Annotated in this window: 11 protein-coding genes and 1 pseudogene; 8 read left to right on the top strand and 4 right to left on the bottom strand. The window is 62.1% G+C overall.

Features of this window, described 5'->3' with window-relative positions; all coding sequences use genetic code 11:
- Window positions 1-21 precede the first annotated feature (21 nt).
- Genes QM588_RS09970 through QM588_RS09955 form a run of 4 tightly spaced genes read left to right on the top strand, consistent with a single transcriptional unit; the run spans window position 22 to window position 4,727 of the window.
- Window positions 22-1,599, top strand: coding sequence for a flavin-containing monooxygenase (locus QM588_RS09970; RefSeq protein ID WP_283312929.1), 1,578 nt, complete (start codon window positions 22-24; stop codon window positions 1,597-1,599).
- Entirely contained in the window at window positions 1,592-2,491 is a 900-nt protein-coding gene (locus QM588_RS09965; protein WP_283312928.1) for an SDR family NAD(P)-dependent oxidoreductase, read from the top strand. Before QM588_RS09970 ends, QM588_RS09965 begins: the two co-directional genes overlap by 8 nt.
- The gene (locus tag QM588_RS09960; RefSeq protein WP_283312927.1) at window positions 2,488-3,441 is read left to right on the top strand and encodes an alpha/beta hydrolase; all 954 of its coding nucleotides are present in this window, start codon (window positions 2,488-2,490) and stop codon (window positions 3,439-3,441) included. Before QM588_RS09965 ends, QM588_RS09960 begins: the two co-directional genes overlap by 4 nt.
- Window positions 3,438-4,727 carry an MFS transporter gene (locus QM588_RS09955; RefSeq protein ID WP_283312924.1) on the top strand — a complete coding sequence of 430 codons (1,290 nt, stop codon included), beginning with the start codon at window positions 3,438-3,440 and terminating at the stop codon, window positions 4,725-4,727. The genes QM588_RS09960 and QM588_RS09955 overlap by 4 nt, the downstream gene beginning before the upstream one ends.
- A 636-nt stretch (window positions 4,728-5,363) precedes the next feature.
- Here QM588_RS09955 and QM588_RS09950 read toward each other — a convergent pair.
- Entirely contained in the window at window positions 5,364-6,914 is a 1,551-nt protein-coding gene (locus QM588_RS09950; protein WP_336620071.1) for an MFS transporter, read from the bottom strand.
- Between the two features lie 106 nt (window positions 6,915-7,020).
- Between QM588_RS09950 and QM588_RS09945 the strand changes: the two genes are divergently transcribed.
- Entirely contained in the window at window positions 7,021-7,653 is a 633-nt protein-coding gene (locus QM588_RS09945) for a TetR/AcrR family transcriptional regulator (RefSeq protein ID WP_283312922.1), read from the top strand.
- A gap of 856 nt (window positions 7,654-8,509) precedes the next feature.
- A complete protein-coding gene (locus QM588_RS09935) occupies window positions 8,510-9,064 on the top strand; it encodes a cation:proton antiporter domain-containing protein (RefSeq protein ID WP_283312921.1) in 555 nt (184 codons plus the stop codon).
- 381 nt (window positions 9,065-9,445) lie between these two features.
- Here the strand turns inward: QM588_RS09935 and QM588_RS09930 are convergent, their stop codons facing one another.
- The 3 genes from QM588_RS09930 to QM588_RS09920 all read right to left on the bottom strand — a co-directional run bounded on the left by QM588_RS09930 (window position 9,446) and on the right by QM588_RS09920 (window position 11,532).
- Complete coding sequence (locus QM588_RS09930; protein WP_283312920.1) at window positions 9,446-10,528, bottom strand: citrate:proton symporter; 1,083 nt, start codon at window positions 10,526-10,528, stop codon at window positions 9,446-9,448.
- Window positions 10,495-10,740 (bottom strand): hypothetical protein, encoded by a 246-nt coding sequence (locus QM588_RS09925; RefSeq protein ID WP_283312918.1) that lies wholly within the window; start codon window positions 10,738-10,740, stop codon window positions 10,495-10,497. The genes QM588_RS09930 and QM588_RS09925 overlap by 34 nt, the downstream gene beginning before the upstream one ends.
- Window positions 10,741-10,827: 87 nt before the next feature.
- Window positions 10,828-11,532 carry an IclR family transcriptional regulator gene (locus QM588_RS09920; RefSeq protein ID WP_283312916.1) on the bottom strand — a complete coding sequence of 235 codons (705 nt, stop codon included), beginning with the start codon at window positions 11,530-11,532 and terminating at the stop codon, window positions 10,828-10,830.
- Window positions 11,533-11,656: 124 nt separating this feature from the next.
- On the opposite strand from QM588_RS09920, the pseudogene QM588_RS09915 reads away from it, so the two are divergent.
- Together QM588_RS09915 and istB are read left to right on the top strand one after the other, a co-directional pair.
- Window positions 11,657-13,045: pseudogene (locus QM588_RS09915) on the top strand (IS21/IS408/IS1162 family transposase).
- Window positions 13,045-13,887, top strand: a complete 843-nt coding sequence (istB, locus tag QM588_RS09910) for an IS21-like element helper ATPase IstB (RefSeq protein WP_283312915.1) — start codon at window positions 13,045-13,047, stop codon at window positions 13,885-13,887. Before QM588_RS09915 ends, istB begins: the two are co-directional and overlap by 1 nt.
- Window positions 13,888-13,889 lie beyond the last annotated feature (2 nt).

The raw sequence follows: 13,889 nt of genomic DNA, 5'->3' as shown, positions 1-13,889 counted from the left end.
GACGAGTATCAGGAGACGAACATGACCGGAACGAACCAGCACTCGACAGATGCTGAACCACAGAATCAGTATGGTGACGACAGCATCCTCGATGTGGTCATCATCGGCGCCGGCCTGTCCGGTATCGGAGCCGCATGTCACCTCGTCCGTGAACGACCGGGCAGTACGTACGCAGTCCTGGAATCCCGCGAAGACCTGGGTGGAACCTGGGACCTGTTTCGATACCCTGGGATCCGATCCGACTCCGACATGTACACACTCGGTTACTCGTTCCGGCCATGGCGCGAACGGCGCGCAATCGCGGACGGCAGCGCCATCTTGAGCTATCTGCGAGACACCGCAGCCGAATACGACGTGTCGTCCCGAATCCGCTACGGCCACAGAGTATCGAGTGCCTCGTGGGACACAGCGCAGGGATGTTGGACCGTCACCGCCGAGACCGTCGACTCCGACACCGGAGAGCCCCGGTCAGCTCGTATCCGATGCCGGTGGCTGTCGGTGTGCGCAGGCTACTACCGATACGACCACAGTCATCGTCCCACCTTTCCCGACGAGAAGGACTTCCGCGGCCGCATCATCTCGCCCCAACACTGGCCGGCGGATCTCGACTGGACGAACAAACGAGTGACGGTCATCGGCAGTGGGGCAACGGCGGTGACTCTGGTTCCGACCCTTGCCTCGACAGCAGCGCACGTGACGATGCTGCAGCGCACACCTACCTACATCGTGTCGCTGCCCGGCGAGGACGCAGTTGCACGACGACTCGAACGACTACCTCTCCCATCAGCTTTGGTCAGCCGAATCATTTTCTGGAAGAACGTCATCGGAAACGTCGTGTCCTACGAAACGGCACAGAAATTTCCCAAGCTGGCACGACGCCTCATCCGACGCGACATCGAACGAGAACTGGGAAACCACCTGGACGTCGACACACACTTCAGTCCCCCGTATAACCCGTGGGACCAGCGCGTGTGCGCAGTACCGGATGGCGATCTGTTCACGGCCCTGAAAGACGGTCGTGCAGAGGTCGTTACAGACACGATCGGAAAGTTCGTCGAGCGCGGGATCGAGACGACGTCGGGCAGAGTCATCGAATCGGACATCATCATTGCCGCCACTGGTCTGCAGATGTTGCCCATCGGAGGAATCGACCTCGTTGTCGATGGGCGACCGGTCGACCTTCCCGACACCTACGTCTACAAGGGCATGATGCTGTCGGGCGTACCCAACTTCAACCTGGTCATCGGCTACACCAACAACTCCTGGACGCTCAAGGCCGACCTCGTCAGCCGCACCGTTGGACGGTTGCTCGTGCACCTGGACCACCACGGCTTCGACACCGTGACGCCGCTCGCAGGCGAGGGCCTCGGATCGCTACCGTTCGTCGACCTTCGGTCCGGTTACGTTCAGCGCACCATCGCGACTTTTCCCCGCCAGGGCACTCGAACACCGTGGCGCCTGCACCAGAACTATCTGTTCGACGTCGGCCTGTTCCGGCGGGACTTCGCCTCCGACCCTGCCCTGGAATTCCGCGGCAAGCACGCCACTGTCTCCGATCCATCACCACTCACCGAACGCCGAGGAGCCATCAATGTCTGACTTCGATTTTTCCGGTACTGCGATCGTCACCGGATCCGCCGGCGGAATCGGTCGATCGCTCGTTCGCCAGCTCGCCAGTCGGGGTTGCGATATCGCGTTGGTCGACCGCGACGAGTCGGGCCTGGACTCGATTCGTGCAGAACTCTGGGCCCGGTATCCGCACCAGACCTTCACGACCTATGTGGCCGACCTGTCCGATCGATCTGTGGTTCGGTCGCTGGGCGTCACACTCGCCACGGCGCACCCCGACACCCGACTGTTGGTCAACAACGCCGGAGTAGCACTGAGTGGATCGTTCGAGCAGTGTGGTGCCGACGATTTCGACTGGCTTGTCTCCGTCAATCTTCTTGCGCCGATCGATCTGGTCCGGGCTCTGCTGCCCGTACTCCGAACCAATCGCACCCCTCACATCGTCAACGTGTCGAGTGTCTTCGGATTGGTGGCGCCCGCAGGCAACGTCGCATACTCGACGAGCAAGTTCGGTGTTCGGGGCTTCACCGAGGCGCTGCGCGCCGAGCTCGCTCCTACAGGCATCGGAGTGACATGCGTGCATCCGGGCGGAATCAAGACTGCAATCGCGTTGACAGCACGGATCGGTTCGGAAATGACAGAGACGGAGCGAACACAGGCCGCCCAGAGCAACATCGAATTCGACAAGGTCCTGTCCATCACCGCCGACCAGGCGGCATCGACGATCATGGCAGGCATCGAACGACGCCGGCCGCGTGTTCTGATCGGAATGAGCGCCAAAATCCCCGATGTGGTCGCCCGACTGTTTCCTACGCACTACCACCAAGTAGTGAATTCGCTCGAATCGTTGCTCGGCGCGCTGTCGTCTCGGCGCGAATCTATTGCCCCCGCAACAACTGTCGTGTCCGGAGCGAATCGATGACCGCGGGTCGCCGGCCGGAGCCGGCACCGGACCTGGCGGCATTGTTGGGCCAACTGATGCCGTCCGATCGCTCCGAGGTGACTCCGGAACAACAGCGTGCGGAATACAACGGCTTCGTCGATATGCTGCGTGGGCCCGAAGTGCCCTTCGCAGGATCAGTCGTCGACGAGCAGCTGCCCGGCGCGCCGGGCAACCCGGACATCGTCGTTCGACGGTATGTCCCCGCTACTTCGCCCCGTCCGAGCGACGTCCTCATCTACTTTCATGGTGGCGGTTGGGTTCTGGGCAACCTGGACACTCACGATCGATTCCCACGAGCCATCGCCCAACAGCTCCAACTCGCGGTCGTATCCGTGGAATACCGGCTCGCACCGGAGAACCCGTTCCCTGCCGCGTTCGTGGACTGCTCCACTGTCGTCGACAATCTGTCCCGCACTGCCAGCTGGGTCGGACTGTGCGGGGACAGCGCCGGCGCGAACCTCGCGGCAGCAATCAGCGCTCGACGCGCGGTCGACTCGACAGTGCCTGTCGACGCTCAAGTATTGATCTATCCGGGCCTGAGTGTCCCGTCGGAGGTACCCGACCGATCGCTCGACGGATTGGGCTTGGATCGATCGGATATCGACTACTTCTGGTCGTCGTATCGCGGCGACAGCGAGCCCGACGCCCGGCTGGCCCCCCTGATGCATTCCGACCCGATTCCCGCCCCGCCCACCCTGGTGACCACGGCCGGCTGCGATCCGCTTCGTGTCGACGGGGTGGACTACGTCGCCCGACTAGTCGACGCCGATGTCCCAGTCGCTTACCTTCCATTCCCGCACCTGATCCACGGCTGGCTCGAATTGGCGGAAGCAATTCCAAGCGCGTCCGAAGCGAGAGCTTTGCTCATCGAGGCCATTGGCGATCTGCGTGACTCGACGATCCGGCGGCCTGCCGACGTGCAGCGATGAGTGACCCCATCCGGCTGTCGATGAGCCAGCCGACCTCGAGTCCTTTCGGCCGTCCGAACCGGGTCAGTACGCGGTGGACGCTCCTGTTCGGACTGGCGTGGACCGGAGTGTGGATGGCGCAACTTGCGCCGTTTCAGTATCTTCTGCCGGTTCAGTTGACAGCCGCACTCGGTGATACCGCTCCCGCGGGCGACGCTGGTTGGCGGGACAGTGTGATCGACTTCGGGGTCATTTCCGGCCTCTCAGCAGTATGCATGGCAATTGGTCTGCCTCTGGCGGGCGCTCTCAGCGATCGCACGTCCGGCCGCTTCGGCAGACGACGTCCTTGGATCGCGCTGGGAACGCTCGTGTTTGCGGGTTCATTGGTGGGCCTCGGTTTTCAGAACACGACCGCAGGCATCGCGGTGTGGTGGTGCACCGCAATGTTCGGGTTCTGCGCTGTTGCTGCAGCTTTGACTGCACTGATCAAGGATCGAGTGCCACACGAGCAGCGTGGAACCGTGGCCGGCGCGATGTCGATGTCACAAGCCGTCGGGCTGATCGTCGGTTTGGGTACGGTGTCGGTGCTGGCCCTGACTACCACTTCGTCGTATGTGTTTCTCGCGGTGGGACTCTGCGCCCTCGCTGCTCCGTTCGTCCTGTCGGCGCGGACCGAACCCGCAGCGGAGCCTCGATCCATGACTGCGGATTCGGAGTCTCCGTCGCCCTTTGCTTTGGTCCGGCTTCACGACTTCCGTTGGGCCTTGATCGGCCGAGTCACCGTGAACTTCGGAAACGCTTTGTGCACTTGCCTGCTCATCTACTTCCTGCAGTACGACCTGAAGATTTCGGACCCGAGTTCGGCATTGCTACTGCTGACGATCGCGTACATCGTCAGCGTGCTGTCGGTGTCGATGGTGTGTGGTTGGCTTTCCGATCGCATCGGCCGCCGCAAGCCATTCATCGTAGGCTCGGCAGTACTGCAGTCCATTGCCGCAGTCTTGTTGATGTTCTCGGAAAGCTTGTGGTCGGCAGTTCTAGCGCTCGCCGTCATCGGAGCCGGCTACGGGTGTTACATGGGCGTGGACCAGGCTCTCGGCGCAGACGTTTTGCCCGATGCCGAGAACAGTGGCAAGGAACTCGGTATCATGAACGTCGCGCTCATAGTGCCGCCCGCGCTGTGCCCTTTGATCGGAGCGGGACTGGTAGATCTGTTCGATGGGAGTTTCGTCGAACTGTTCGCAGCGTCCGGCCTGCTCACTCTGCTGGGTGGCCTCGCGGTCCTGCGGGTTCGCTCGGTGCGGTGACGTACGACCGAACCGAAAGCTTCCCGCCCGTTTCGATCATGCCGGCCACAATGGCCCGAGCAGAGTCGCTTCCCTGGGTCTGCGCCGGCGATCATCACCGTGCGTCCTGACGGTCGTGCTATACGCGTCACCTGGGGGTTGGTCAACTCAGTCGAGGGCAGTTCGTATCGCCACCGCCGCACGAAGGTTCGGTACTCCCGGACCGACTGCGACGTCTCGCTGAGGCGCACGGGTTCGTCGCGAACATCGTTCAGGTCGCGCCGGACACCCAGACTGCTTTGGCACTGGTGGGAGCAGAAGTCGGATGCCATCTCACATTGGCGTCCGTCGCGCGCAACGTCACCGACCCTCATGTCGCGTTCGTTCCACTCGACAGCGTCGCTCCGGACGTCGATATGCGCGCGGCGTGACGACTGCAATCCAGCGCTTCGTAACGTACTACACAAACTTGTTGCGCTGGAACAATTGTGAGGCGGAAATGTGTTCGCATACTTGGCCTCCCAATCAAACGAAACCGCCGATCCTCGCCTTCGTCGGCGAAGTGGGGTTCTTCGGATCGAGTCGGCTCGCTGACATACTCGACCAGAGAAAGGTCCGGCCGATATGCTAAGCCGACCGGACCTTCGTCGTGCCCCCCTACCCGGCAGTCCGGTGCCGCGGCAGTATGACCGTCAAGGCGATAGCACCGGCAACGAGTATCGCTGCGGCAATCGAACTCGTCGACTCCACCGCTGAGGTGAAGGCGTGCTGCGCCAACCTGGTCAGTGGTTCCGCCAGTGGGGCCGTCGCAGGATCGTTACCGAGGTGCTGGGCAAGCACTGACGCGGACCCAACAGATTCGCGACCGATATCCAAGGCGTTCGCAACATCCGGTGTTGTCGCAACGACTGGATTCGACGGATCGACGTTTGCAACGCTGTCGTCGAAACTGGACGAGTAGGACGACGACAGGACTGATCCGAGCACTGCGATACCCAGCGCTCCCCCGAATTCGATTGCAGTGTCGTTGATTCCGCCTGCAGATCCGAGCTCAGACTCGGAGAAGCCACCCATGATCGCGTCGGTTGCGGGTGGTTCGGCCACCCCCATCCCAACGCCGAGTACAGAAATGGCGATGGCAAACCAGCTGTAATCAGGTGCATCACCGATCATGGTCAGCATGAGAATTCCAACAGCTGCGATTGCAATGCCCGAGGCTATGAGGACGCGTTCACCGAATCGTGGCAGCAGTCGCCCGGACACGATGGAACCGACAGTCACGGCCAATGCCAACGGCAGCAGACGAATTCCAGCCTCGAGCGGTCCGTATCCGAAAACGAACTGGAAGTATTGCGCAACGAAATATATCGTGCCGAAGGCAGCCAGAAAGAGCAGCGCCACCGACAGGAGCGATCCGCCGATCTTCCTCTCTCCCAGCCTGCGTACATTAAGCAGAGGCCGTGGATGGCGTCGTTCCCACCACACGAACACGAGTGCGGCAGTGAGCGCCGTGACACCGACAGAAACAGGACCGAATGTCCACCCCGCATGCAGGCCATCGATGATGGCGTAAACCGAACCGCCGACCGTCACGATCGACAACAACCCGCCGATCCAATCGATTCTGCCATCGGTGGCAACCCGACTGGGCGGCACGACGACCAGCGCGGCGACGACAGCGACGGCGACGACCGCAACGTTGACGAGGAACGTCGAATGCCAGGACCATTTCTGGAGCATTGCGCCTGCCAGAAGTGGTCCGAGAGCAATTCCCAAACCTGACGTTGCCGCCCAGATTGCGATTGCTCGGGCTCTCTCGGCCCGGGGAAAGGTCACGACGAGTAAAGACAAGGTGGCCGGCATGATGACGGCGGCACCAATTCCCATGACCAGGCGCCAGGCAATGACCTGTTCGGTGGATGTGGCGAGGCTACCCAGGATAGACCCGGCTCCGAAGATCACGAGTCCGAGGATCAGCGCGCGGCGTCGACCGAACCGGTCACCGAGTGCACCGAAAAGCAGCATCAAGGCCGCGTACGGGACCGTGTAGCCGTCGATGACCCATTGAAGCTGAGAACTGGTGAGTCGCAAATCCTCGGTCATCGAAGGAACAGCAACGATCAGTGACGTATTGGCCATAACGACGACCAGGAGACTGGCGCACAAAACCGTCAATGCGTACCAGCGGTAGCGATAAGGGCCTGTCATTTCCGAGACGGGCCTGTCGAGTACCAGGGACATTCGAACCTCCTCAATATTTTCACGTTCGTGTGCAAATCTAGCCTTTTGCACATTGACGTGCAATAATTGTGTCGTGGTACACACTGGGAGCAAGACCAAGAACCTCAACCGCGACAAGATCACCGACGCGGCCATCGCGGCGTTCGCCGTCAACCCCGAGGCAACAGTGGCCGAGATAGCCGAAGCCGCAGGCATCGTGCGCCGAACTGTCTACGGACACTTCCCCACTCGACACGATCTGATCATCGGCATCGTCGAACGTGCGGCCCAGGAATTGATCGACGCACTCCCCTCACCGGAGGACATTCCAGACGAGCCGGATGTCGCGCTCGCGCTCCTGGAACTGTGCAATTGGCCGGTGGGCGATCGATATCGCGCGCTACTTGGAGTAGGGCGGCGCGAGCTGGGCGACCAACGCATACTCGACATGATCTCCGGAGCAAGGCAATTGACCCTCGACGTGGTCGAACGCGGCCAAGCCCGAGCACTGTTCAACCGCCGCGTGACTGCAGACACGATCGTCGCAGTGTCCGAAGCGGCCTCCCTCGCGCTGCTCGACGACACCCACAGAGTCGACGGCACGATCACCGCAACGATTGCGGCAGACATCGCCCTGTCGCTGGCGGGTGTAGACACCGCACGTCGGGCGGATGCGATCCGCTCTGCGGAAATCATCTGGAACGGTATTTCCACCACAGACTCGTAGTCCCGGATACAAGATCGGCCGCGTACGGCGGTCGGTCACGCTACTGACGGGTCAGTGAGTCATTTCGGACGTCCTGGCAGTACGTACGGTGCGGGGGTTGAACAATCGGGGTCGTCGTCGCGACCGCGTCGGCAAACGAGGAGCATCCAGAAGAGATGACCGCGGTTCTGATAGTCATGGCGGGTCCGATCCTGCTGTGGGCACTGTGCCATCAGGTGGTTCAACGGCTGTCGGTCACCGGCCCGCTGCTGATGGTCGCCGCCGGTGCGGTTGTCGGGTGGTTCATCACCGATGAGACCACCATCTTCTTCGACTCGGAGCTCGCACTACAGCTGGCCGAGGTCATCCTGGCAGTGCTGCTGTTCGTCGACGCAGTCGAACTACGGGGATCGCTGGGCTCGCACGCGACGAAGATTCCCGTCCGGCTGCTCGCTGTGGCGCTTCCGCTCTCGCTGATCCAGGTCTTTTCGGTCGGTCTCGCCCTACCGATGGGCCTGTCGGTGGTCGCGGTCCTCGCGATCACCTGTCTCGCGGTGCCGGTCGACTTCTCTCCCGAGCTTTCGATCATCCGTGATCGCCGTATTGCCGAGCGGGTTCGGCATTGGCTTGCCGTGGAGAGCGGATACAACGACGGACTGGTCGCCCCCCTTCTGCTCGCCTCCATCGCGCTGGCCACCACCAGCGGCGACCCCGGCGAGCACGCGCTCGCAGCATTCGGAAAAGCGGCCCCGGCCGGGATCATCGCGGTTGGCACCGGAGCCGTAGTCGGGTTCGCGGCCGGATGGCTCTTTCGACAAGCTGACCGGCGTCGTGGACGGACACACACGGGACACGGGTTGGGATCGCAGTCCTCCCGTTGTTCACCTTCGCCGTCGCACTTGCGCTGCACGGCAACGGGTTCGTCGCCGCGTTCGTCTGTGGGGTTGCGTTCCGCATCGCTCTGGCCGCGAAGGGCGACCCCGACCGCCACGAGCCCCCCACCCAGTTCTCTTTCGCGCAGGACATCGCGGAGCTGGTCAACCTGATCCTGTGGCTCGTCTTCGGCATCGCCGGCGTCATCGTGGTCGTTGGACATTTCAATTGGTGGTCTGCGCTGTTCCTCGCCGCGTTCGTGGTCACGATCGGACGGATCGTGCCCGTGCTGATCTCACTCGTCGGTACCGAGACCGACCGACGAGATCGCGTTTTCATGGCGGTCATGGGCCCGCGCGGCCTCGCGTCGATCGTGTTCGGTCTGATTGCCTACAACGCGCTGCCCAGCGCCGACGGTGAGGCCGTCCTCGCCGCGACCTGCATCATCGTCCTGAGCAGCCTGCTCCTACACGGCCTCGGCGCACCGCTCATCATCAGACGGCTCTACGGTTCGACAGGCACCGACGCAGAACGTCGCACCGCTGAACGACCTGAGTGATTCTTCTGCGGCGGTGGCGAGTTCAAGACGGTCCGTCCGTACGAGCGGTGAATGTGGGCGATGTGGGAGCCGGACGTCCACGTGGGATCAGCGTTGCACCGACAATTGCGATACCGCGAGTGAGTCTGCTCGATGAGAGTCGTTGTGGCAGAAACTAGTTCATCGACGGTAAGACCGCTGTAGAAGATGTCATCGGTTACCTCCCTCTCGGTGGAGAACGTCGCGCGCGTACCTGCTCACTGCAATCGGCCCATTACCCCCATCGGCGAAGATGCAGTTACCCGCAGCGGAAGAACGACGCATCCACGTGGTCGAGCATTGTCCGGTCGAAGCCTCGAGGGAACTCGAGTGGGTCGCGAACACGAGCTGCCTTCTCTGGTGTCAGAGCGGAACGGCACCCGTCGCCAGTGCAGTCAACAGAATCACCACCGATACCCCGAAACCATATTTTGCTCCGTATCTGAATATGACGCCGTAGTCCATGCGCATCAGGCCCAGTAGTACGAACAGTGCGGCAACCGTGGGACTGAACGCATGCAGGGGTTGCGCGACGACCGACGCTCGCGCAATCGCTTCCGGTGCGATACCGAACTCTGCTGCGGCGCTGGACAGCACCGGCAACACTGCGAAATAGAAGGTGTCCTGCTGAATGATGAATGTGAGCGGGAACGCGAGCAGCGCGGTGGCCAGCGGAATGAAACTTCCTGCACTCTCGGGCACCAACGAGGTCATGCTCAGTGCAAGACTTTCGGCCATTCCGGTCTGGGCGAGGACACCGGTGAAGACGCCGGCGGCAAAGATCAGCGAGGTCACAGGAATCATGTTCGGCGCGTGGCGTGCGAGGAGATCACGCTGGATTGCGAGATTTGGGTAATTGAGAACAAGTGCCACAGCTGCGCCGGTGATGAACAGGAACACAGGCGCAACCCAGCCTGCGACCAGAGGAACCATCACCGCGAGTGCGAGAACCACGTTGATCCAGAACAACTTCGGACGCTTCAAGCTTTGATCGTCGGTGTCGAGACCGTCGTGCTCGACGCCTTCGATTTCCGTGGCTACCTTGCCGCCGAGGCGTTTGCGTTCGGAGCGGCCCAGGAGATAGCTGAACCCGATCACAGCGGCCACTCCGGCGAGCTGAGGCACAATGAGAGGAAAGTACAACTCACTGACGTCGACATCCAACGACACTGCAGCCTTGATGACCGGTCCGCCCCACGGCAGCAACGTCGATGTTTCCGCGGACATCACCGCGACAGTGGCCAGAACCTCGAGCCGCAAGCCGAACTTGCGGTAGACACCCAGCAACGCGGAGACGACGATGATGTATGTCGACGAGCCGTCACCATCGATGGCAACCAAGAGCGTCAGTACCGCGGTACAGACCACGATTCGAAGTGGATCCGCCTTCATGATCCTGCGGAGCAGATTGATCAGAGGATCGAAAATTCCCGCGTCGAGCAACACCGCGAAAAAAGTATCGCGAAGAAGATCAAAGCCGCGGTCGGCGCAACTTTGGCGATGCCCTCGGTCACGATCGTATCGATCGACCCGCCGAATCCGGCGATGACCGCGAAGATGATCGGTACAAGGACGAGCGCAACGAGGACGGATGTCTTCTTGCTCAGGATGACGGCGAGGAACACCGCCAGCATGAGAACTGTGATGAGCGTGAGCATGGGAGTACTCCAGTCGGGTGAAGGTATTCAGGCAGAGGTCATGACCGACGAAGGAATCGTTGCCGGACAGGGTATTTGGTTATTGGGTCACATAACGTATTGACGCCCCGCGAAGGTGTCGGGCAGCAAAGCCGTGACCTCCTGCGCGATGCCTACGACAGTCGCGGCGTGTTTGCGGGCCAGTTCGCGTGCGGACAGACGCTGGGCCGAGACGGTGATATTGATTGCGCCAACTGCGCGGCCTGAGGGGGTACACACAGGCGCGGCAAGGGATCGGTGTTCGAGGGTGGTCTCCTGGTCGTTGAGTGCCCAGCCTCGTTTCGCCGCGTCTGCGACCGACGCTGCGATCTCGTCCACCGTCGTTCGGGAACGCTGCGTCGCACCGTTGATGTAGATGCGTGCGAGAAGCGTCGACAACTCTTTCGGGGTGAGCGTGGACAACATCGCACGTCCCAGTGATCCGGCATGAATCGGTACTCGATGGCCGATGTAGATGGTGTTCGGTGGGAACTGTCGCGACGGGGTTCTTCCGACGATGACCACATCGTCCCCGTCCGGTACGGCCAGCTGCACAGTCTCCCCGGTGATGTCCCGGAGTCGGGTGAGGAATGGTTCTGCGATCGACGGCAGGGTCATGGATGCAACTGTTGCCAGTCCCACCGATATCGCCGCCGGCCCCACACGATAACGCTTGTTCGCTTCCATCTTGATCAGGAAGCCGTGTTCGCAGGGTGTATGTGCGACGCGTAAACCAGTGGCCTTGCTGACCTCGGCGACTCTGACGGCGCTCATCGAAATTCCCCACTGACGCTCACTGAAATTCCCCACCCGTGTGGCACCGCCAACGAGGGCGGGTCTCCCCGGATGCTGATGGTCTCTGACCACACACCAGCTACCCGAAGGAGACCCGCTCCTCATGCTTACACGGGAGGAAGACGTGGAAATACACGCCCTGCATCAACGAGGCTGGAAGATCGCCGACATCGCACGGCACACCGGCCGCGACCGCAAGACCATCCGGTCCTACCTCAACGGGACCACCACACCCGGAGTGCGTAAACGCAGCATCCCGGACCCCTTCGAGGTGTTCCTCGCCTACGTCACCGCACGCCTGTCCGAAGACCCGCACCTGTGGGTCCGTACCCTGTGCGACGAGCTCGAAGACCTCGGATATTCGATGTCGTACCAAACGTTGCACCGCAAGATCCGAGAACTGAAACTTCGCCCGATCTGCAAAGCCTGCCTCACCGCAACCGAACGGCCGAACGCAGTCATCGATCACCCGCCCGGTGAAGAGACACAATGGGATTGGGTCGATCTACCGAACCCACCCGACTCCTGGGGGTGGGGCTCGATGGCGCACCTGTTCGTCGGAACGCTGGCCTGTTCGGGCAAATGGCGCGGGGTCCTCGCCCCGGACATGACCCAACCCCATGTCGTCGACGGACTCGACCGCATCTGCCGAGGCCTCGGCGGCGTCAGCCGGGTGTGGCGGTTCGATCGGATGGCGACAGTCTGCCACCCCGAGTCGGGCCGGGTCACGGCCAGCTTCGCCGGCGTCGCGAAATATTACGGTGTCTCGGTCGCCATCTGCCCACCCCGCCGAGGCAACCGCAAAGGCGCGGTGGAGAAGTCCAATCACACTGCAGCGCAACGGTAGTGGCGCACAGTCGCCGATGACCTGACCGTCGAACAAGCCCAAGCAAGCCTCGACCGGTTCTGCAGCCTGCGCGGCGACACCCGGCTGCGGCCCACCAGAAACGGGAAGACGTCGGTGGCGACGATCGCCACCACCGAAGGGTTGCATCCGATGCCGACGGCTGCGTATCCAGCGATCCTGACCACCGACCGGGTCGTCTCCCGCCAAGCGTTGGTGTCCTATCGCGGTAACCGGTACTCGGTGCCACCCGAACTTGCCTGTACCGCAGTGACAGTGACCCACGTTCTGGGCACCGATGTCATCGACATCGTCACCCCATCCGGCATCACCATCGCCCGACACAATCTCGCAGCCGATGGCACCGGGGCGATGGTCCGCGACCACGGACACATCTACGCCCTCGAACAAGCAGCGATGTCGGGTGCGAACACCGGTCGCCCGCACCGCCGCAAAGAACGGATCCCACCCGGACCCGACGCTCTCGCTGCCGCCGAGAAGCTCCGAGCTTCGGCCGAATCGACACTGTCCTCCGGGGATGGTCAGCGCGAAATCGGCAGTCATGCAACAAAATCCGCTGACACCGGCGCGGTCATCTACGACCTGTCGATCTACGAACGGGCCGCACACGGAAGGAACACCCTCTGATGGCCGACAAGAAAACAGGTGACCGGATGCCGGCACCGAACACGACCGAAGCGGCCAGTCTCTATCAACGCCTGCGTGGGCATCTCGCGGTCCTCAAACTCCACGACGCCGCCGAAGCGTTGCCCTCGGTCCTCGACCAAGCAGCGGCCGAGGAGCTGACGATGACCGCCGCGTTGGATCGGCTGCTCTCGATCGAAGTCGAGGCCACCGAGGCACGCCGTTTGACCGGCAGGTTGCGGTTCGCGTGTTTGCCGACGCCGGCATCGCTCGAGGACTTCGACTACGACGCCGCGGCCGGTATCGACCGCAAGCTCATCGACGAGCTCGCGACCTGCCGCTACTTGGAGACGGCGACGAATGTGCTGCTCATCGGCCCTCCCGGGGTCGGCAAGACGCATCTGTCGGTCGGGCTCGCGAGGGCGGCGGCGCATGCCGGGTATCGAACGTATTTCACCACCGCTGCCGATCTCGCTGCCCGCTGCCACCGGGCAGCACTGGAGGGTCGGTGGGCCACGACGATGCGGTTCTATGCCGGCCCGACGCTGCTGGTGATCGACGAGCTCGGCTACCTACCGCTACCCGGTGAGGCAGCGTCGGCGCTGTTTCAGGTTGTCTCGCAACGGTATATGAAGACATCGATCGTGATGACCACCAACCGCGGTGTCGGATCCTGGGGTGAAGTGCTCGGTGACAACACCGTCGCCGCAGCCATGCTCGACCGGCTCCTGCATCGCTCCGTCGTGCTCAACCTCGACGGCGATTCCTACCGGTTACGGGACCACAACGCCAGATCGGAGAAGCTCCGCAAAGCCACCACCGGAACCCGCCAACCACTACAGTGAAG

The organism is Rhodococcus sp. IEGM 1354 (assembly GCF_030056855.1).
Taxonomy (GTDB): domain Bacteria; phylum Actinomycetota; class Actinomycetes; order Mycobacteriales; family Mycobacteriaceae; genus Rhodococcoides.
The sequence above is the reverse complement of the archived record's forward strand: the minus strand, read 5'-3'. Positions and strand labels throughout refer to the sequence as shown.

Excerpts from the sequence above, each read along its gene's own strand:
- QM588_RS09955 (WP_283312924.1), top strand. The coding sequence starts at position 3,438 with ATGAGTGACCCCATCCGGCTGTCGATGAGCCAGCCGACCTCGAGTCCT.
- QM588_RS09950 (WP_336620071.1), bottom strand. The coding sequence starts at position 6,914 with ATGACAGGCCCTTATCGCTACCGCTGGTACGCATTGACGGTTTTGTGC.
- QM588_RS09970 (WP_283312929.1), top strand. The coding sequence starts at position 22 with ATGACCGGAACGAACCAGCACTCGACAGATGCTGAACCACAGAATCAG.
- QM588_RS09920 (WP_283312916.1), bottom strand. The coding sequence starts at position 11,532 with ATGAGCGCCGTCAGAGTCGCCGAGGTCAGCAAGGCCACTGGTTTACGC.
- QM588_RS09965 (WP_283312928.1), top strand. The coding sequence starts at position 1,592 with ATGTCTGACTTCGATTTTTCCGGTACTGCGATCGTCACCGGATCCGCC.
- QM588_RS09960 (WP_283312927.1), top strand. The coding sequence starts at position 2,488 with ATGACCGCGGGTCGCCGGCCGGAGCCGGCACCGGACCTGGCGGCATTG.
- istB (WP_283312915.1), top strand. The coding sequence starts at position 13,045 with ATGGCCGACAAGAAAACAGGTGACCGGATGCCGGCACCGAACACGACC.
- QM588_RS09925 (WP_283312918.1), bottom strand. The coding sequence starts at position 10,740 with ATGCTCACGCTCATCACAGTTCTCATGCTGGCGGTGTTCCTCGCCGTC.